The organism is Aliikangiella coralliicola (assembly GCF_007004725.1).
GTDB classification, from domain to species: Bacteria; Pseudomonadota; Gammaproteobacteria; order Enterobacterales; family Kangiellaceae; genus Aliikangiella; species Aliikangiella coralliicola.
Genome location: NZ_ML660161.1, coordinates 470,576 through 490,891 on the forward strand (window position 1 = coordinate 470,576; position 20,316 = coordinate 490,891).

At 41.7% G+C, this 20,316-nt stretch carries 12 protein-coding genes; 9 read left to right on the forward strand and 3 right to left on the reverse strand.

All coding sequences use genetic code 11. The features are described from left to right. Positions 1–22 precede the first annotated feature (22 nt). The 6 genes from FLL46_RS04940 (at position 23) to FLL46_RS04965 (ending at position 7,578) form a co-directional block, all read left to right on the forward strand. On the forward strand, positions 23–1,135 hold the full coding sequence (locus FLL46_RS04940; protein ID WP_168204052.1) for a glycosyltransferase: 1,113 nt from the start codon (positions 23–25) through the stop codon (positions 1,133–1,135). Positions 1,136–1,285: 150 nt separating this feature from the next. Beyond that, a complete protein-coding gene (locus FLL46_RS04945) occupies positions 1,286–2,674 on the forward strand; it encodes an O-antigen ligase family protein (protein ID WP_142892369.1) in 1,389 nt (462 codons plus the stop codon). A 60-nt stretch (positions 2,675–2,734) separates the two neighbouring features. Continuing rightward, complete coding sequence (locus FLL46_RS04950) at positions 2,735–3,871, forward strand: hypothetical protein (protein WP_142892370.1); 1,137 nt, start codon at positions 2,735–2,737, stop codon at positions 3,869–3,871. A gap of 80 nt (positions 3,872–3,951) precedes the next feature. Next, positions 3,952–5,001, forward strand: a complete 1,050-nt coding sequence (locus FLL46_RS04955) for a polysaccharide deacetylase family protein (protein ID WP_168204053.1) — start codon at positions 3,952–3,954, stop codon at positions 4,999–5,001. 36 nt (positions 5,002–5,037) lie between these two features. Continuing rightward, positions 5,038–6,507, forward strand: coding sequence for an oligosaccharide flippase family protein (locus FLL46_RS04960; protein WP_168204054.1), 1,470 nt, complete (start codon positions 5,038–5,040; stop codon positions 6,505–6,507). Next, complete coding sequence (locus tag FLL46_RS04965; RefSeq protein WP_142892373.1) at positions 6,508–7,578, forward strand: hypothetical protein; 1,071 nt, start codon at positions 6,508–6,510, stop codon at positions 7,576–7,578. It abuts the gene before it with no gap. A 271-nt stretch (positions 7,579–7,849) separates the two neighbouring features. On the opposite strand, the gene FLL46_RS04970 is transcribed toward FLL46_RS04965, so the two are convergent. The 3 genes from FLL46_RS04970 to FLL46_RS04980 form a co-directional block, all read right to left on the reverse strand. After that, positions 7,850–8,992, reverse strand: a complete 1,143-nt coding sequence (locus FLL46_RS04970; RefSeq protein WP_142892374.1) for a glycosyltransferase — start codon at positions 8,990–8,992, stop codon at positions 7,850–7,852. 10 nt (positions 8,993–9,002) lie between these two features. Continuing rightward, positions 9,003–10,364, reverse strand: coding sequence for a phenylacetate--CoA ligase family protein (locus FLL46_RS04975; protein ID WP_142892375.1), 1,362 nt, complete (start codon positions 10,362–10,364; stop codon positions 9,003–9,005). 82 nt (positions 10,365–10,446) lie between these two features. Next, positions 10,447–11,559, reverse strand: a complete 1,113-nt coding sequence (locus FLL46_RS04980; protein ID WP_142892376.1) for an acyltransferase family protein — start codon at positions 11,557–11,559, stop codon at positions 10,447–10,449. Positions 11,560–11,794: 235 nt separating this feature from the next. Between FLL46_RS04980 and FLL46_RS04985 the strand changes: the two genes are divergently transcribed. The 3 genes from FLL46_RS04985 to FLL46_RS04995 all read left to right on the forward strand — a co-directional run bounded on the left by FLL46_RS04985 (position 11,795) and on the right by FLL46_RS04995 (position 20,210). Further along, positions 11,795–13,810, forward strand: a complete 2,016-nt coding sequence (locus FLL46_RS04985; protein WP_142892377.1) for a hypothetical protein — start codon at positions 11,795–11,797, stop codon at positions 13,808–13,810. Positions 13,811–14,180: 370 nt separating this feature from the next. Beyond that, on the forward strand, positions 14,181–17,156 hold the full coding sequence (locus FLL46_RS04990; protein WP_168204055.1) for an InlB B-repeat-containing protein: 2,976 nt from the start codon (positions 14,181–14,183) through the stop codon (positions 17,154–17,156). A gap of 354 nt (positions 17,157–17,510) precedes the next feature. Continuing rightward, positions 17,511–20,210: an InlB B-repeat-containing protein gene (locus FLL46_RS04995; RefSeq protein WP_142892379.1), complete on the forward strand. Its 2,700-nt coding sequence runs from the start codon at positions 17,511–17,513 to the stop codon at positions 20,208–20,210. The last annotated feature ends 106 nt before the right edge of the window (positions 20,211–20,316 follow it).

Genomic DNA, 20,316 nt, shown 5'->3' on the forward strand with positions numbered 1-20,316 from the left:
TCAATATGAAAGGAATGTATTGGTGTTAAAAGTATTACATATTGTCCAATCGTTGAATGTCGGTGGACTGGAAAATGGTGTCGTTAATCTTGTTAATCAAGCGGATAAAAATCATCTGGATGTTGATGTTTTATGCCTGCGAGATAAAGGCACCCTTGCAGCTAAAGTGATTGACTCGGAAAGCAGGGTACATTTTGACGGTAATCAATCAGAAAGTATTTTAACCGCTATTAAAAAAGTTTATGCGCTTTGCAAAGGTAAAAAGTATGACATTGTTCATACCCATGGTTGGGCGACTATGCTTCCTGGATATATTGGCGCCAAGTTAGCCGGAATTGCGACGATTATTAACGGCGAACACGGAACGCTTTATTTTAGTAGCAAAACCCAGATTATTGCGCAGAATTTATTATTCAAATTGATGGATTTGAATTTGTCAGTATCGAAAGTACTGATCGACGAAATAAAGAGTAAATTTGATTATCGGGGAGATAATTTTAAAGCTATCCTGAATGGTGTTGATGAAAAGAAGTTTTCTCCAGATAGCACCTCAAGAAATGAAATTCGAAACTCATTGAATATTGGCCCAGACGATTTTGTTGTTGGAAGCGTCGGGCGCTTAGTAGAAGTTAAAAATTATCCTTGCCTGATTCGTGCTTTTGCCGGATTGCCGAGTGCACGCCAATCTTACCTTGTGTTAGCTGGTTATGGCGATCAACAAACAAAACTCGAACAGCTTTGCCAAGAGCTTGGTGTCGCTGACTCTGTTAAGTTTTTGGGAAAGAGAAGTGACATTCCGGCAATAATTAACAGTTATGACGTTTTTGTTTTACCATCTTTTCGCGAAGGTCTGTCTAATACTATTTTAGAGTCATTGTCTTGTGGGGTGCCGGTAATTGCTTCTAACGTGGGTGGTAACCCTGAGATGGTAATGGACGGAATTAATGGCTTTTTATTTGAAAGCGATAATGATCAAGCATTGATAGAGAAAATTGCGTCACTGCAGGGTAATCAGGATTTATTAATGGATTTTTCTAATAAGGCCCGCAAGCTTGTTCTGGAGTCATTTACGCTAGACACAATGGTTGATAACTATCAGTCAGCATACTATGAATTGGCGGAAAGAAAAGTTTAACTAATAGACTTGAATAGAAAAATCGAACAAAAAACTTGAACGGAAAAACAATTCCAGATTTTAACAGTAAAATAGTTTCTTGATAGCAAATTTTGAGTGAAATTGGATGACAAGAGACGATCAATATTAAGTGGTTAATACGACAAAGCTATGGGTTTCGCTTACGCATTTTATTTTTTCACATTTATTCTCAGCATAGTAAGACCTGTTTGGGGTTTTGTTGGACTGGTTGTTAGTGTACTTATTCGATTTCAGGATCGTTTTCCAGGCATCGCTTCAATTAAGCCGTTTACTTTACTTTTTCTGGGAATGGTTATCGGTTGCTTTGTTCATAAAGATAAACTGATTCAAAGCGATTGGAAACAAGACAAACTTTTACTCGTTATGCTGGGCGTTTCTTTTTTTGGGCTAATTCTTTTAGAGCCTGGTGATTTGATTGGTGAAACCTGGCAATTTATTAGCTCGTTAGCATTCTACTTTTTTGCATCACGCCTACTCACTGAGAAAAAACATTACTACGTATTATTTTCGGCCATGTCCCTTTGTATCGCTTATATGGGGTATGAAGCTATTGAAAGCGTGACTAATTTTCCCGAAACCACGCCTTATATCGATCCAAGGTCAGGGCGATGGCAAGGGATTGGTTACTATGAAAACTCGAATGAGTTTGCCCAGTTGATGGTAACCACAATGCCATTTTTGTTCGCGTTGGTCTTGATCAGAAAGAGCATGTTGATGTCGATTGCCGCTATCGCCTGTATTGGATTAATGATTTATGTCATTGGTAAAGCCTCTTCCCGAACTGTAATGCTGATTTTAGGCATGATGGTGGTCTTAACTGTGGTGTTAAGAGGAAAAGGAAATGTTATTAAAAAATCCCTGGTTGGTGGTATTATTGGCGCCCTGTTGCTGGTTGGATTGACTTTTGTACCAGGCCCTATCCAGGATAGATTAGGGACCGTATTAAATGCTGGTTCTGACTCTTCTTTTCAGGGAAGAACCCGAGCATGGGGATATGGTTTTGATATGTTGAGCTGGTATCCAGTGACCGGCGTCGGCAAAGGGCAGTGGATGGAATACCATGGATTGATGCCCCATAATTCCTATGTTCAGATTATGGCGGAGCTGGGTCCTGTGGGGATTTACGCGTTTATCTGGATTCTGGTTTTATCGTTTAAAGAGTTTAGACCCTTTTTAAGTGCCGGAGAGGAGGGGCAGCAGAAAAAGAAAACTGTGAGGCCGGTGTGGGGGGAGGAGCCGCCCGATGAAGCGGTGCCCGGTAAAATGGGAGACACAGATAAGCAAGACGACATTTCCGACGGAGAAACTGAACCGATTGATCAGGAAACGAAAACCCTGGTCATCTCTGTAATTGTTATATTTGTCGGCTGGCTGGTTTACATATTGTTAGGAAATCAGGGCTATTCGGTTTGGACCTATTTTTATATCGGCCTTTGTGCTTCGGTTAGAAACTTATTGCCAGGTAACCGTCAAAAAGTTAAGCAAACTGATGGTTTAGGTCAACCTGAAACGAATTAGAAATACGATTGAAATTATTGAAGAAAGCGTTAGACGGCGTTTTCTATTTTAAGGAAAAACATGTTAGAACTTTTTTTAGTATTATTTTTGTTAGGGGCTTTGCTAGCAGGGATAGGCGCTTTTTGGTATGTAAAACGAAAAAAAATAGATGTCTGGTTTCGTTCTTATCTGAAAAAAGCATTGAAGAAATCGAATAATACCGATAAGACAATCGATATCATGTTTCAATTTGTTGACCATTTTGAACTGAACGGCCATGCTGATCGATTAGACGCCTGGCAAAATCGATACCCTTCAATTGCCGGGAAACACACCGACAGCGACGGCCACCATCCTAAGCATACTTTTTTTTATGCCATGGACTTAATGCATGAACATGAACTAGAAGCGCTCGCACCGCTGGTAAAAGATGGTTATGGAGAATTTGAGCTGCACTGGCATCATAGTCACGATACTGAAGAATCGTTGGTTCGAAAAATTAGTGATGCGATGGATATTTTCCACAAGTATGAAATGATGAAGCCTTACCGGGAAGGTGAAAAAGCCTGCTTCGGATTTATTCATGGGGATTGGAGTCTGGCTAACGCCAGAGGAGAAAACTTTTGTGGCGTCGATAACGAAGTTGCGTTGTTAAAGTCTCTGGGTTGCTACGGTGACTTTACTTTTCCTGCATTGTTTAATGAGGCGCAACCACCTAGAGTTAATGATATTTACTACTGTACTAATCTAGATAAACCGAAATGTCATTTTGAAGGGCGTGAATCATCGGTTGGCGCGCTGGAAAGAAAAGACGAATTTATGGTTTTTCAGGGGCCTTTAACGATCAATTGGAGCGATTGGCGTCATAAATGGCATCCAACAATTGAAGATGGTGATATAAACCAATTTCCTACCCACAATGATCCAAAAAGAATTAAAGCCTGGATTAGGCAAGGTATCCATGTTCAAGGAAGACCTGAGTGGGTGTTTGTGAAAGTATTTTGTCATGGTGCTCAGGACCACAAGTCAGTGGTAAGTCAGCAAACTGATGAAATGTTCAGTTACCTGGAAAAACATTACAACGACGGTAAAAAATATCGGCTGCACTATGTGACGTCCCGCGAAGCTTACAATATCGTTAAAGCCGCTGAGGAAGGAAAAAGTGGCAACCCGAACGAGTATCGAGATTATCAAATACCGCATCCGTTAAATCGCTAAATTGGGAAAGTAGTTTAAATAAGAAAAAATAATAAAGTAATACATCAAAGGGAAAACAAAAATAAATCTAGGGGTGAATAGTGAAAGTATTATTAAAAAAATTTATTATTGGTTTTGGGTTGCTGCGCTCAATTCGTTGGCTTCAAAGAAAGCTGCGCGGGCCGGGTATTACAGTTATTTACGGTCATCGCGTAATCTCTGATGAAGATTTTGCTAATCCGGCAAATCACAGTCGAATCGCTGGTCATACTTGTGTTTCTGATCTTTCCAATGCAATAGCGTTATTGTTGGAACACGGCTATAAAATCATTTCGATTGACGAAGCTGTTCAACAGTTTGCCAAAGGTGAAATTAAACAAGACAGTGTGGTACTAACATTTGACGATGGTTTTGAAGATAACCTCACTAATCTACTACCTATTTTAAAAAAGTATGATGTGCCGGCAACTTGCTACATTAACTCTTCGGTGATTGGTACCAATAAAAGCTTGTGGTTTCAATCCATATTGAATTACTTTTTTTCACTGGATAGTAAACGCGTTTTTGTTAAGCTCAATTCCAAAGAGTATGATATTTCAACACCGAAACGAACATTTAGGTCTGCGTTTCGTTTCACTCGCTATTTACAGGCGGAATATCCACCTGAAGAATTCAATCGTCTTATCGAAGAAGAGACCAATAAAAAATGTTTACCTAGTGATAAAGATAAACATCTTAGTTGGGACGATCTGGAAACCTTGAAAAACGAACCCTTGATTACTTTAGGGGCTCACAGTTTCAACCACTATCCGTTAGCGATGTGTGATAACTCATTGGCTGAATTTGAAATTTTGGAATCTATTAGACAGTTAGAAAATAAACTTGATATTAAAATAGATCACTTCAGTTATCCTAGGGGGCATGTGGAAGACTTTAACGACTTTCACAAACAGGTTTTATCATCCGCAGGAATTAGCTCCGCTGTTTCAACAATTAGAGGGGTTAATCGACTAAATGTTGATATGTACAGCATTAAGCGTGTTGGTCTTCCTGCCAATACTCTAGAAGATAAATATGATTTTATGTGGCATGTTGCCGGTGCACCGCAACTGCTGAGTAAATTAAAGAATAAAGTACGTGCTAAGTTTTAAAGCTCGTCAAGCGCTAACACCAATGAGAAAGTTATTTTGAAGTTAAAAACTCAGGTTGTTTTAACCAGCTTTAGCAAATCGCTAAAACACGTTAGCGTATTTATATTGGCGTTATTCCTGACCCGGTATTTCTCTCCACACGATTATGGTACCTACCTGCAAGTTATGCTAGTTGCCAATATGGCAATCTACCTATCAGTTTTCGGGATCCCTTCCAGCATTTACTATTTTTTGCCCAGAACCGGCGAAAAGAAAAAGATGATGAAAAACACCATTTTGCTACTTTGCTCAATTGCTGTTGTCGTGAGCATTGGTGTTTATTTTTTATCAGAATTTATCGCGACTAATTTTAATAACCTTGAACTCGTTGATTATGGTTGGTTAATGGCAGTGTTTATATTGCTTCAAATACCGATTAAATTGTATGAACCATTTATGATCACAACAAACAATGTTCCGAAGTTTGTGATGGTTAACGCTAGCTTCAATTTTGGCTTTCTGTTAGCGGTGCTGATACCGGTATTGTTAGGATGGAATTTATTCGAGGTATTGTTAACGCTATTCTGGTTTTTTGCTGCGCAATTTGCCGCGATATTTCTGGTTGTATTTTGGGTTTATTTTAAGTTGAAAGATGAACCCGAAGAAGAGCCTTACTCAATGAAAGAGCAGTTTCAATACTCAGCGCCAATTGGCTTTGCTGGCGCAATTAACGAACTTGGAATTGTCATCGACAAAATAATCGTTAGTGGTTTTTTCAATCCTGCCCAGCTAGCTATTTACACGCGGGGCGCGATGGAAATTCCCATGTTAAATGTTATTGCCAACTCTCTGGGTAATATTTTAATGCCAAGGTTTGTTGAGGAGTACAAGAAAAATAATATTGCCGAAGTTGTTCGGTTATGGCATAGCGGTATACGAATGATGGCTACCTTTATTTATCCGGCTTTCGTTTTCTTTGTTATTACTGCCGGGCATCTTATTCCATTTCTGTTTACCGAAAAATATATTGAAAGCGTGATTATCTTCCAGGTTTATACTATCGTTTTGCTCACCAGAATCACTAGCTATGACGCAATTGCCAGAGCTGTGGGGCAAACTAAAGTTTTGATGAAAGTATCGCTAATGGCGGTTGCGCTCAATATTGCACTTACTATCGGTCTGGTGAGTTGGATAGGGATTATCGGAGCACCATTGGCTACAGTTATTGTGACTTTTATTGTGCGAGGTTCTCACCTCTGGATAATTACCAAGTTGATCGATATTTCAATTGCCGATGTCTTTCCCTGGCGTTCTCTCGGAAAATTATTTGCGGCGTCGCTTGTTGCCGCAGTTCCACTTATTCCAATACTGAACACAGATTTATCCCATTTTCCAATGCTTGCCGCCTGTGGCGTTGTTTTTGCGGTAAGCTACTTGCTGGTTTTTAGAAAAACCGGCGCATTAACTGATTCTGAGCTTAAGAGTATTCGTAGTGCATTACCAAAGAAGTTACGTTGGGTGATTTAAATGTCCAATATTGAAACTATTATTCAACAAAAGAAAGATATAGACGGTGAAAACAGACGCCGTCTTATTCTGCTTATCCCGCGATTTAAGCGTGACTGTCTTGACGACAGCTGTGAATTTGTCGATATCACTTATTTACCGGGATACTTTACGACTTATGTTTTTAAAGTTATTTTTAAGCGACAAGAAGAAGTTCTTAACTATTATCTCAAGCTCGCGTGGATCCCTGAGTCTGGTAACACTCGCTTTGTAGAACGAATTAATTTCGAGTTTGAAAAAACTGAAGAAGCCTATAATCTTTTCGAGCATAATGACGTACTGAAAACAGTCAAACCCATGAGGTTATATCGACAGGAAGGTGCCTTCTTTATGCAGGAAATGATCGGTAGAAGGCAGGATACCCTACTGATTTCTGCGATGCGAAAGTTTCCCATGAAAAACAACGAGGCTTTGTTAAAGTCTTTCTACTTAACGGGGCAATGGTTGAAATCTTACCAGGAATTAAATATTCACCCTGAAAAGGCCCGCTTTTCTATTGAAGAAATTGAAGGAAAAGTTCAATATCAAATTGGTCGCATTAATGAGTTTTCCAAAATGGCGCTTAATAGCCAGCAATTGTCAATGATCGAATCAAAGACTCGCTCGATCATTGAGCAATTTTCCGAAGATGATTTTAAGGTTGTTGCAAAACATAATGATTTCGCACCATGGAATGTTTTGAAGGACGAAGAGGGAATAACCGTTTTCGATTTTGCCGATAGCGGTTTCGACTTAGGTTGTTATGATTATTTTAACTTTATTAATGCACTTAATTCGTTTAACCGAAGAATTTTTAAACGTAAGTCGTTAATCGAGGCTGCTAAAGAAAACTTTTCGCAAGGTTATCTGGAAGCTGGTTCACCAGACAAAATGATAAAGCAATATTTCGAACTATTTTTTACTGTCGAAAAAATTCGAATGTTGGTCCACTCTATTGCAAGATGTTCAGGGATTGCTGGAAATATTCGAAAGCAGGTTTATAAACAGCGCTTGAGAGAAACGATGAGGGTTTTGAAGAAGTTAATCCGATAGTTAAGTTATCCAAAAATTCAGTTAACCCAAGTTCAGGTTAACTTGGCTTTGAGATAAACTGGCTTTGAGACCGACTGTCATCTCGACCAGCGCGGAGAGATCTCCTTCCGACATGGGAAAACTATCAGTCTTAATTATTCTTCAACCAGAAATGGCGCTTTAAAATTGACTAATCTTAAAAAGTTGAGTATTGCAAAATCTTTGGGAGATCTCACCGCTGCGGTCGAGATGACAAATGAAGGCTACCTGGATACTTATTAGAAACACCTATTTAGATTGAAGCGTTAAATACCTGACTGATTTTTTCCGCATTTTCTTCCCAGGAGTACCACTCAAAATTGAGCGTTGAACTATTTTTTAGATCGAGGCATTGATCAATCGCTTCAGCTAGTGCCTGACTATTGGCTGGCTCGACCATTTTTCCATGGGTTTCGTTTGTAATCATGTCTGGAACCGCACCAACTTTTGAAGCAACAACCGGCGTACCGCAAGTTAATGACTCGATGACCACGTTAGGGCAGCCTTCACGAAGACTGGGTAAGCACAAGAGGTTAGCCGCTGACATATAAACAGGGATCATTTCATGACTCACTCGACCGACTAGTTGAACTTTATCAGAGATTGATAATTCTTTTATTTGCGCTTCTACTTGTGTTTTCAAACGACCATCACCAACAACCAATAATTTAAAAGGCCGATCTTTTATTTGATGAACTGCGTCGAGTAGATGATTGAGGCCTTTCTCAATTTGAAAATTACCAATAAATATCACGTATTTTTCTGATGGATCCAGGTCTAACTTTTCACGAGCCTTGGTTTGATCAATATTTTGAAATTTATTTTTATCGACACCGTTCAAGATAACTGAAATTTTATTTTCATTTACGCCGAGTGCGACCAATTTTGATTTTAATTCGTTACTTTTCACGACATTTGCGTTGGCCTTATTCATCGCAGAGACAATTTGACGTCGACGTAAAAAGTATTTTGTGTATTCATTGATATCACAACCTAAAGCATGAAGCGTCACCGGTAAATTAAGCTTTTTAGCAGCAAGTAAGCTTCCGACACCATCAGGGTAAACCCAGTGCGCTGAGACAATATCTGCCAAACCTTGCGCTTTTAGTTTGCTTAAGGTTGACTTTATTCCCCAATTAAAAAAAGTAGCGGTCAAAGATCTGAGGATTTTTGGGATCACTAAATAGCGGGGATAGTAAATTTTGATATTGTTAATTTTATCTTCCGCAGGAACACTATTGTCAGCATTGGTTAAAAAAGCCGGTCTCCATGGCACCGGAGAAATCACAGTAACCTGGTGAGATTCGTTAAGGCGTTCAGCAAGCTGCTTAATAAATACCCCTTTGGTAGGCTCTAATTTATTGGGATAAAGGTTACTGATTAATGTAATGTTCATAACAGATCTACTAAGAAACTTTCGAGATGGTAAACAAGAACTTACCCGAGCTGGTTGAAGGTATTGATTCAAGATACTTGAAGGTTAGTTTAGTCTCTTTCCCCAACATTTCTTTGGTTTTTTCCTCGACCATTTTAACGACAGAATCAAGCTTATCGTTAATTTGGGTTGGCACGATGTTAACGGTCACTTCCTCAAGTGTTTCTTGAATCATTTGAAACTGTTTGACTTCGGGGATATCGTAGAAAAGATGAGTAAAATACTCGCCGTGCACTTTGGTTCCATTTTGGGCGACAAAAAAATCACTGACGCGGCCTTCAACCGAAGCTAGTAACGGTAAGCTGCGTCCACAACTACACTTACTATCACTCTTAATACCCATATCGCCGAGTTGATACCTGATTAAAGGCATACCGAAATTCCAATAATCAGTGACTGCTATTTCTCCTAGTTGACCATTGGCAACTTGTTTTTCGCCATTGGTAATTTCCAGCAGGATATTGTCTGCATTGATATGCAAGCCTTCTTGATGTTTACACTCGCTGGCGATTAATCCAACTTCTCTTGAACCATATCGGTTCAAAACTTTACATCGAAATGCTTTTTCGATAATGGCTCTTTTTTCTTCAGTGAGAGATTCTGCTGAAGATATGATCCCATCCAACCGAATTTTATGATTGGCATTATGCTCGTTAAGATACTCGGCGTAGGCAACAAGTGCATTGGCGTAACCTAGCACCATCGATGGTTTAATTTTTTCGAGTTGCCCGGTAAATTGGAGCATTTTGTCTGGTGACATTTCAAAAGCGTCTAACTCCCAGGTCCTTTCAATGTAGCGGGCAATAATATGCTCTCGAAATGACTGAACGGCTTTTAAGTCTCGCTGTGCCCCCCAAATTAGTGCTTTTCGTTTGCCAATGTCCCAACCCGACCAGCGATCATGCCTGATCTGATCAGCTCTTCTTAGATTATGCCGTTCAATATTTTTATAATAAACCGTTGGAGTGCCCGTTGAACCGCCTGACATATCCTTGAAAAGCTCTGATTTGGTATATTTTTTTGAAATCATCGCATCCAGGTTATCCTGGATGTCTTTTTTAGTCAGAATAGGAAGTTGCTGGACATCCTGCAAAGTTTGAATATCATCGGGCGTAATTTTTCTTTCCGACATAATCTGACGATAATAATCTGTTTCGTTAAAAGCGATCTTAATAATTCTTTGAAGCCTGGATAACTGCAATTTCTCCATAGCATCAACAGAAAGAAATTGATTAATTTCTAGTTCTTCAAGGCGTTCTAGTCTTTTGTCACCATTCTTCCAATAATAAAGAGGGAAAACCAGATATCGATTGATATGTCTAAACCAGTCCATAGATTACAGTCAGCTTTTTATTTTTTTGTTCGAACAGTGGTATTTATTCGAAGAGTCTTAAAATGATTGCTTATTTTAAGGTTTATGTAAGCTTTTTTCCATTAAATAAATATCTTGCGACTGAAAGTCTCAATACGCCAAAGTGGTGGAGGCTCAGCGCAACCAGTCCAACAGAAGAAATTAGGATAATAAATTTTACACCAATAGGTAAATTGAGCGGAATTAATAAGATACCAAAGGCGATAACGAGTAAATGATGGAACAGGTAAATGGAATAAGAAGCATCGGATAAATAGCGAAATAATTTTGAGTCTTTGTTAAAGAAAGTGCTGAATAAAATAAAACAGATGTTAGCGAGGCTCCAGGATTGTAACGCGTCTAGATAGCGGGCAATAGACTTTGAAATGAAACCACTTGTATCTTCGCCAACAATGTTTAAATAGACAAGAGAAGCTGTCAGCGCGATAAAAGGGAATGCTCTGAATTTGGTAAATTCTTTTATCAATTTATCAGAGGTCGCCAAGTACAGACCAAATACAAAAAAGGATATGTAGTGAAATAATACGTAACTACTGACCAGTTTAAACGGTGGGTTGATTGCTTCAGGAATATTGTAACTGGCAAAATCTGTGAGGTATGTAACCAGTGGCAATAACAAAATACACCAATAGTAAGGTGATGCTTTGATTAATAAGTGAATTTTATCAACTAAAAGAGATAATGGTTTTCTGGCGATAATAAAAACGATAATGGCAACGAAAAAGTAGAGAATTAGATTGATTAAAAACCACAGGTGACCGACCCACTGTTCTGAAAGCCAGTAATCGGTTGTTAATAGTGGTGAAAGCGAATCATTGACACCTTGATAGTCACTAAGAACCAGATGTTCTAGAATATTAAACGTCAATGCAATTGATATAACAGGGATCAAAATTCTTTCGAGTCGAACGCGCGCAAACTTTTTAGCGCCGTAACGGATAAGTGTCAAATAGCAAAAAAATCCAGAAATGATGAAAAAGGTCGGCATCCGAAAGCTTGAAATCGAAAGCCTCAGATAGTCAAAAAAGCTGGATGTTTCAGTGTCACTAATTGCCCAGTTAGCGGTGGGTGCAAATACATTTGAAGCATGAAGCACTATGCCTAATAGCATGAGAATACTTCTCATAACATCCATGTAATATATACGTTTTACCATAAGTCATTTTGTCCGTATCAAAAGCTAATTTTGTCCGCTGTAAGCGCTTAAACGGAGCTCATTTGGAACTTAATTGATACGGCTGAGTCAATTTGATTTGAGTGGCGCTATTATCTATTTTTCCAAAGAAAAATAAAAGAGGTTAATAATTACTTTTTGATCATCTCGCTTCTCTAATTCAAGCCTGTTAGTATTGCGACTGCTCGTGACAAGGAATTTTAGATTAGCGGAACTTATGAAAAATCGTTTAAATTTTCACATCATTTTTTTCATTATTGGAGCGGTTGGTGGTTTTAATCAGCTCTCTTTTGCATCGACAAAAATTAATAATGACCAATCGACATCGGTGAATGCCGAAGCAACCAAGCTCGCCCATACTCACTTACTTGGGAAAGATAAATTTTTAAAAATAGAAGATATGGGGCTTCATTCGGTTAAGCACGGTGAGGTATTTCGTTTTCAACCCAAAATAACAGGCAAGGTCTCGATTTGCCGCAAAGATCTAGGACATGATGATGTTTTTGTTGATTCAGAAACCGGCAAAATCAGCTGGGATACTTCAAAGCTGGCTTTCGGTAGAGGTTTCCATATTCGAATAAAATGCAGCAACAATGCCGGATCTACCTATGCGTCAATGGTTGTTCACGTCGACAAGTCGGGTAAAAGCAAGTTAAGAGTCGCGGGAAAGAATGGGGTTTCTCCATACATCGGTGTTGCAGGCAAGGAAATGAAAAGTGGTGATACCATCGTATTTCCTGATGGTGTTTACCCTGTATCAGTTCAAAAAAAATATCAAAACGCTTTTAAAAGAAGCGCGCCAAAGAAGGGAACTGAAGAGCAGTTTTCGACGTTAATAGCGCAACATCCTGGTGGCGCAATTGTTTCCGGGGCACCATATGGCAAATGGCCAAAACAAAAAAATGCGTTCCAGTTTTCTGAAACCCATTTTGTGGCGATTGTCGGTTTTGTGATAGAAAATGTTCAGCGCTCCGGGTTTACAACCATTGCGCCAGGAAATCGATTGCTAATTGATTTTGTTGGTGTGGCCGGAGCCGGCACCTGGATGCAACCTTGTTCTGATTTTGAAAAGTCGCAAACGGGAAAATGTTCCAACGCCGGTTTACGAGTGAACGGTGGTACTCCGCTAATTCAAAACTCATACGATTGGGGCCACAATCGATACGGTATTATGACCCGTAGTACATCTGGCTCAATTACTCGACGCTCATTTGTCAGACTTGATGAACACAAAGGCGACCAACCTTATGGCGGCTTTAGCAACTATTGCGATGAAGCCCATTTAAGTCAGGACAACACAGTATTTGACTCATTGGCGATTGGCGCACCTCACTATAAGCACTATGCCGGGCTTGAAGCCTATCCTGCAACTGGCTGTGAGCGTCTCAATGCCAAGCTGAAGACAGAAGGATTGTTGGCAGTTAACAATAAATTGTCTTTATCATTGATGGATCAAAAGGAAGGACCGGTTCATCAATGGTCGCATATTGTTTCTTACGACTCTCAGGGGACTTGTACACCACAGAGAAACTTTTGTGGAAACTGGTTATTGCAAGCCGATAAGCTCACTAAAGTTTCCAATTCTTTTTTCGGCAAGGCAAGAAGCTTTGGCGGTATCGAGAATAAGTCGACGGCATTCGATAATAAAGATGTGGTTTTGGATGATAGTGTGACACTGTGGGACATTCCGGGTGTAGCGAGCAGAGGTGAGGTGCCGAGATATTTGCCGCAGCCACTGATGTACTATCGCGGCCGCTCAGACACTTTTTATGGCGATGAAGGCTATGATCAGGTCACCAATGTCCGTCGCTGGCCTATTGGTGGCGAGGATATTATTGCGGCTCAAATGCGCAGCTATGACAATCCCAAGGCGTTTAAAGTGGGTGGAGGCGAAGTCCATATAAAAGGAAATCGTGGAGCCGTGGCGAAAGGCGACTCTATGTCGGCTTATTTTTGGTCGTATATTGATAAAAAAATCCCGCCATTAGCGGTCAGAGTAAAAAACAAAGGAAAGTATCACCGCGTTAGCTGGGAACCGTTTGTTACTAAAAGGCAGGCGTTGGTAAAACAATGGAAAGTCGTATGTTTAACTGGAAAGGAGCAAGTTTTGACACAATTGCAGGCTGATCAGCTTGTTTATCAGTCAAAATCGACCCAATGCCAGGATTACGCGGTGAAAGCAGTTTATGAAGGAGGCGAAAGTGGGATTGCCTATATTGAGAAGCCTCTCTAATAAGGCAATTTAAATATAAAGCGAGTAAATCAATTAACTGTATATTATAGAGTGGCTTGTTTAAAATGACCTTTTTTCCTAAACTTAAGGTCCAAAACCGGTTCATCAAAAACAGAGGATTCAGTCATTCCCACCAAGATGAACTGTCAGTTTAATAAGTCAGTGTTAAATTTATTGCGAATCTCTTCGCGAAATATCTAGGGCAGAATTGTTAGCTAAGTTGTGAATTAATTCACATGTTGGGTCAATAAGGTCTATTTTTAGTAGGAAAAAGCACCCAAATCACAATTTAGGAGTATAGAAATCGCTAGTCTAACCGATAGCAATGTCAGCTCAATTATTAGCGGTGACCCAAAGGAATATCTTGATTATGTTAAATGTCCAGTCTGCAGGTGGTTTAAATATCAGTAATTATATAGGTGCGGCTTTTTTGTCGCTGTTTTTGATCGCCTGTGGCGGCGGAGGCGGTGGCGGAGATGATGGTGGCGGTGGTGGAACCACTCAGTACACTCTGACCGTGACAGTCAGCGGCAGTGGTAGCGTCGCTTCTGATGATTCTGGTATTGATTGCGGTAGTGATTGCTCACAAGCATACAACAGCGGCATTATGGTGGCCCTGACCGCGACCCCTGCTGCAGGTTATTCATTTTCTGGCTGGTCTGGTGCTTGTACTGGCACTTCAACCTGTCAGGTCACCATGAGTCAAAATCAAGCCGTTACTGCAACCTTTACTCAAGATACTCAACCTGTTGATTACACCCTTACCGTCAATAACAGTGGTGGTGGAACGGTAACTTCACAACCAACTGGCATCGATTGTGGCAGTGACTGTACTGAAAGCTATGCTGAAAATACCGATGTAACCTTAACTGCTGTTGCGAATAGCGGTTTCTCATTCAGTGGTTGGAGCGGCGCGTGTAGCGGTACCTCAACTTGTCAGGTTTCAATGACCCAAAATCAACAGGTCACAGCAACATTTACTGAAGATGCGCAACCCGGCGAATTTACATTAGTGGTGACTAATAACGGTGGTGGAGCCGTGACTTCGGATCCGGCAGGGATCGACTGCGGAAGTGACTGCTCACAAAACTATATGGAAAACACTGATGTGACTTTGACTGCTACTGCGGATAGCGGTTATACCTTCACTGGTTGGAGTGGTGATTGTAGCGGCACTTCAACTTGTCAGCTTTCAATGAGCGAAAATCGCGCTGCAACAGCAACTTTTACCGAAGATACGCCAACAGAATACACATTAACCATCACTAAAAGCTCAGGTGGTTCTGTGACCTCTCAGCCTGCAGGGATCGATTGCGGCAACGACTGTACTGAGGTTTACGCAACGAATACTAGCGTGACATTGACTGCAACACCGGATCAGGGATACACCTTCAGCGGCTGGGGCGGCGATGATTGTACGGGTCAATCGACTTGTGCATTGACTATGAATGCAGACAAAGCGGTCACAGCGACATTTGCAACTTCTGCCGGCGCGCTTTCCATTGCTGATATGGGAATGCACGAAGTTGACCACGGCACTGTGTTTCAATACCAACCTCAAATTAATGGTGAGTTTTCAATTTGCCGTAAAGATATGGGGCATGATGACGTTAAGGTTGACTCAGAAACAGGCGCAATTTCATGGGATACCAGCGGGTTGACCTTTGGTCGAGGTTTCCATATTCGAATTAAGTGTAGTAGCTATACCGAAAGTGTTTATGCGGCGATGGTAGTGCATGTGGATTATTCAGGTACCAGTCGTTTACGTGTGGCCGGGGAAGATGGTGTTTCTGAATACATCCGAGTTGCTGGCCGTGCAATGACCGGTGGCGATACCATTGTGTTCCCTGATGGAGTTTACCCTGTGTCTGTGAGTGGGGATGCAACCTATGAAAATGCATTTAAACGAAATGCACCAACTCCAGGAACAGCTACACAATTAAGTACGCTGATTGCGCGTAATCCAGGGCAAGTGGTTATTTCGGGTACAGCCAATGGAAATATTGGTAAGCAAAAGAATGCATTTGAGTTCGGCGACATTAGCAATGTGGCGATGGTTGGATTTCAGATTGAAAACGTGCAGCGCTCTTCAGTAACGAGTCAGGGGAGCGTCAACAAGGTTTTAATCGAATTTGTTGGAGCTGCGGGCGCAGGTACTAACTTACGTTCTTGCAGCAATTTCTCTGAAGCTGCCTCTGGAGAATGTTCTAATGCCGGCATGCGACTTAACGATGGGAACCCGCTATTTCAGAATAGTTACGATTGGGGGCACAACCGGTACGGGATTATGACAAACCGAACTTCAGGCTCTATCACTCGTCGTTCGTTTGTTCGTTTAGACGAACATAAAGGCGACCAGCCCTATGGCGGATTTAGCAATTATTGTGACTCTGCTCATTTGAGCCAGGATAATACGGTATTTGATTCATTGGCCATCGCAGCACCACACTACAAGAATTATGCTGGACTGGAAGCTTATCCGGCAACGGGTTGTGAAAATGATGATGCAACTTTGAAGACAGAAGGTTTGTTGGCCGTTAATAATGATTTATCTTTGTCATTAATGGATCAAAAAGCCGGTCCAGTCCACGTGTGGGATTATATTGTTTCCTATGACTCGAAAGGTACATGTACTCCACAAACCGGTTATTGTGGAAACTTGTTACTTCAGGCAGACAAAGAGACGCACGTGTTTAATTCATTTTTTGGCCAGGCAGTATCGTTTGACTCAAGTAACACCAGAGCGGCTTTTGATACTAACGATGTTGTTTTGGATGCAGCGACAGTCGCCAAAAAAGACGTTGAAGGCGATGCCGATGTTGGTGATATGCCAGAATATTTACCTGAGTCTTTGCTATATTTCAGAGGTCGTTCAGATACCTTTTACGGTGACACCAACTACGATCAGTTAACCAACGTGCGCCGTTGGCCCATCGGGGGGGAAGACATCATTGCAGCAAAAATGCGCAGTTATGATAACCCCAACGCACTTAAAGTGGGTGGTGGCACAGTTCATATTGACGGTAACCGAGGTGCTGTGGCTGAAGGTGAATCAATGTCTGAGTATTTCTGGGGATATATTAATCAGCATATTCCACCACTGGTTGTTCGAGTGAAAGACAAAGGCGCGAGCAAGCGTGTCGCGTGGGAGCATTTGAGTGGTTCTCGTCGCGATGCAGTTACCGGCTGGAAAGTGGTTTGCGCAACTTCAGGCAATTCGGTATTGGCGACTCTGGCTAAAGAAGAACTGACCTACAATCATACAGGAAGCTGTTCTGGTTACGCCGTTATTGCAGTTTATGCTGACGGTGAAAGTGGTATAGCTTATACCGAGACCGCTGAGTAATTAATTTCAAGTCGATCAATTTCGATATTAACCAAGTAACTCCCAAAAAGCCTTGCTGGAATGAATCCGGTAAGGCTTTTCTTATGATGGCATTCGTCATCGCTCAACTGAACCTGAACTGAACTAATTCTTTGAATACGCTCAAAGTGGCGTGATGAAGAGGCATGATTAATTCAGGTCAAAACATCCTGCACCGATAAGTGAATTCATTCACAGGTTTAATTGATAACAAGCTGTTTCACCAACAAATATCGTCATTTCATAAATTTGTAACATGAAAGTCACGAGCCTTGCTGATACTAGAGCCTACTCAGCTCAACTCAATTAAGAGTGATGACTTAAAGGAATATTTTGATGATATTGAATGCCCGGTTCATCTGCGGTTATAAATTTAGTAACTGCCTTGGTGTAACTTTTTTATTGCTAGTTGCTTGTGGTGGCGGTTCCGGTGGCGGCGGGATAACACAATACACATTAACAGTGAGTGTTAACGGTAGTGGCAGTGTTTCTTCAGACGTTTCAGGTATCGATTGTGGTAGTGATTGTAGTAAAAACTACAACGATGGCACGGCAGTTGACTTAACCGCGGTTCCTGCTGAAGGCTTTATTTTTTCAGGGTGGTCCGGTGCATGCTCTGGAACATCAAGGTGTCAGGTGACGATGAGTCAGAACCAGGCAGTGACAGCTGTTTTCAGCGAAGAAACTCAGCTAGGGGAATACAGTTTAAATGTGGTGAATGATGGTGGCGGTATGGTCAGCTCTCAACCCGTTGGGATTGAGTGTGGCACCGATTGCGCCGAAAACTATACCGAAAATACCGATGTGACACTAACTGCAACGGCAGAGGCCACACATACTTTTGATGGTTGGAGCGGTGATTGTAATGGAACAGATACTTGTCAGCTCTCTATGAGTCAGAATCGTCTGGTCACCGCGATATTTATTCCTAAGTCGACCTTAACTGTCTCTAAAAATGAGGGAGGGATGGTCACCTCTCAACCGGAAGGTATCGATTGTGGCAACGACTGTGACCAGGCTTATGCCCGGAATACCAATGTAGTACTAACGGCGACACCACAAGATGGTTATATATTTAGCGGCTGGGCGGGAGATGATTGCAGTGGGCAGGAACCTTGTTCTTTGTTTTTGAATGGAGATAAAGTCGTTACCGCAACTTTCGCTGTTATCGCCACCGAACTCACTATTGCTGATATGGGAATGCACGAAATTGAACACGGTAAGGTATTTCAGTTTCAGCCCCAAATTAATGGCGAGTTTTCGATTTGCCGCAAAGATATGGGCCATGATGACGTAAAGGTTGATTCAGAAACTGGCGCCATTTCCTGGGATACTGGCGAACTTGCTTATGGCCGAGGTTTTCACATTCGCATAAAGTGCAGTAGCTATACTGAAACGGCTTATGGCTCAATGGTCGTTCATGTTGATCGTTCAGGAACCAGCCGCTTGCGTGTTGCTGGAGAAGATGGAATCTCTCCCTATATTGGTGTAGCCGGTCAAGCGATGACGGGCGGCGATACAATTGTGTTTCCCGACGGTGTCTACCCGGTTTCGATAACGAAAGATGACTCGTCCGAGAATGCCTTTAGAGCGACGTCACCAACCTCAGGAACAGCGCTCCAATATAGTACCGTTATTGCACGTAGTCCGGGAGGCGTTACCATTTCGGGAACTGCCAATGAAAACTTGCCCAAACAGCGAAATGCATTTCAGTTCTCCGATGTTAGTTATGCGGCAGTGGTTGGTTTTGCAATTGAAAATGTACAGCGGTCGGCGGTAACTGTTGAAGACGACCCACCGGAAATTAATCGGTTGTTACTCGATTTTATCGGCGCGGCCGGCGCGGGAACTTCAGGAAGAGCCTGTAGTAATTATGATGAATCAACCGCCGGCCAATGTTCGAAAGCGGGAATGCGCATTAATGGTGGCACGCCGGTATTTCAAAACAGCTATGACTGGGGGCACAATCGATACGGCATCATGACTCGCAGCACAACCGGTTCTATTACACGTCGTTCTTTTGTGAGATTAGATGAGCATCGCGGCGCACAACCTTTTGGTGGTTTTAGTAATTATTGTGATAGAGCCCACCTCAGTCAGGACAATACGATTTTTGACTCACTTGCGATTGCAGCGCCACACTACACTCACTATGCAGGCCTTGAGGCTTATCCGGCGACGGGTTGTGAACAACGGGCAGCCAATTTAAAAACCGAAGGTTTGTTGGCCGTCAATAATGAATTGTCGTTGTCATTAATGGATCAGAAAGCGGGCCCGGTTCATATCTGGGACCACATTGTTTCTTATGATTCAACCGGAACTTGCACGCCACAGAGAGGCTTCTGCGGTAATTTGCTTTTGCAGGCCGATAAGGAAACCCATGTGTCCAACTCTTTCTTTGGACAGGCTGAGTCATTTGATAGTGATAATGAGCGCGATGCATTTGATGGTAATGACATTGAGCTGAAAGATGGCGTGGTGCTTAAAAATGTTGAAGGTGAGAACGATGTAGGAACTGCGCCTGAGTATCTTCCGATTTCGTTACTTTATTTTCGTGGGCGGTCTGATACTTTTTATGGTGATGACAAGTATGATGAGCTGACAACTGCCCGCCGCTGGCCGATTGGTGGTGAAGATATCATTGCCGCAAAAATGCGCAGCTATGATAACCCCGCCGCCTATAAAGTCGGCGGTGGTACTGTGCACATTGACGGTAATCGAGGTGCTGTGGCAGAAGGCGAATCGATGTCTGAATATTTCTGGGGCTATACTAACCCCAATATACCGCCGTTAGTTGTCAGGGTGAAAGATAAGGGAGAAACTAACCGGGTCGCCTGGGAGCATCTTAGTGGTTCGCGCAGAGATGCGGTGACTGGATGGAAAGTGGTTTGTGTCACATCGGGAAATACTGTGTTAAAAACTTTGGACAAAGACAAGTTAGTCTACAATCACTCTGGAAATTGTGAAGGCTACGGAGTAAAAGCGATTTATGCAGATGGAGAAAGTGGTATCGCTTATACTGAAGCGCCTGAATAAGCTAGCTGCTGCTGTAATGTGGGTTGGGTTAGCTGCGTTTTTTTGCAGCGTAACCCAACAAAAACATTCGGAACTTAAATAAAAGTTGGGTGGTGCTTTCGTTAAG

Excerpts from the sequence above, each read along its gene's own strand:
- FLL46_RS04965 (WP_142892373.1), top strand. The coding sequence starts at position 6,508 with ATGTCCAATATTGAAACTATTATTCAACAAAAGAAAGATATAGACGGT.
- FLL46_RS04990 (WP_168204055.1), top strand. The coding sequence starts at position 14,181 with ATGTTAAATGTCCAGTCTGCAGGTGGTTTAAATATCAGTAATTATATA.
- FLL46_RS04950 (WP_142892370.1), top strand. The coding sequence starts at position 2,735 with ATGTTAGAACTTTTTTTAGTATTATTTTTGTTAGGGGCTTTGCTAGCA.
- FLL46_RS04980 (WP_142892376.1), bottom strand. The coding sequence starts at position 11,559 with ATGGTAAAACGTATATATTACATGGATGTTATGAGAAGTATTCTCATG.
- FLL46_RS04970 (WP_142892374.1), bottom strand. The coding sequence starts at position 8,992 with ATGAACATTACATTAATCAGTAACCTTTATCCCAATAAATTAGAGCCT.
- FLL46_RS04985 (WP_142892377.1), top strand. The coding sequence starts at position 11,795 with ATGAAAAATCGTTTAAATTTTCACATCATTTTTTTCATTATTGGAGCG.
- FLL46_RS04975 (WP_142892375.1), bottom strand. The coding sequence starts at position 10,364 with ATGGACTGGTTTAGACATATCAATCGATATCTGGTTTTCCCTCTTTAT.
- FLL46_RS04995 (WP_142892379.1), top strand. The coding sequence starts at position 17,511 with ATGATATTGAATGCCCGGTTCATCTGCGGTTATAAATTTAGTAACTGC.
- FLL46_RS04945 (WP_142892369.1), top strand. The coding sequence starts at position 1,286 with ATGGGTTTCGCTTACGCATTTTATTTTTTCACATTTATTCTCAGCATA.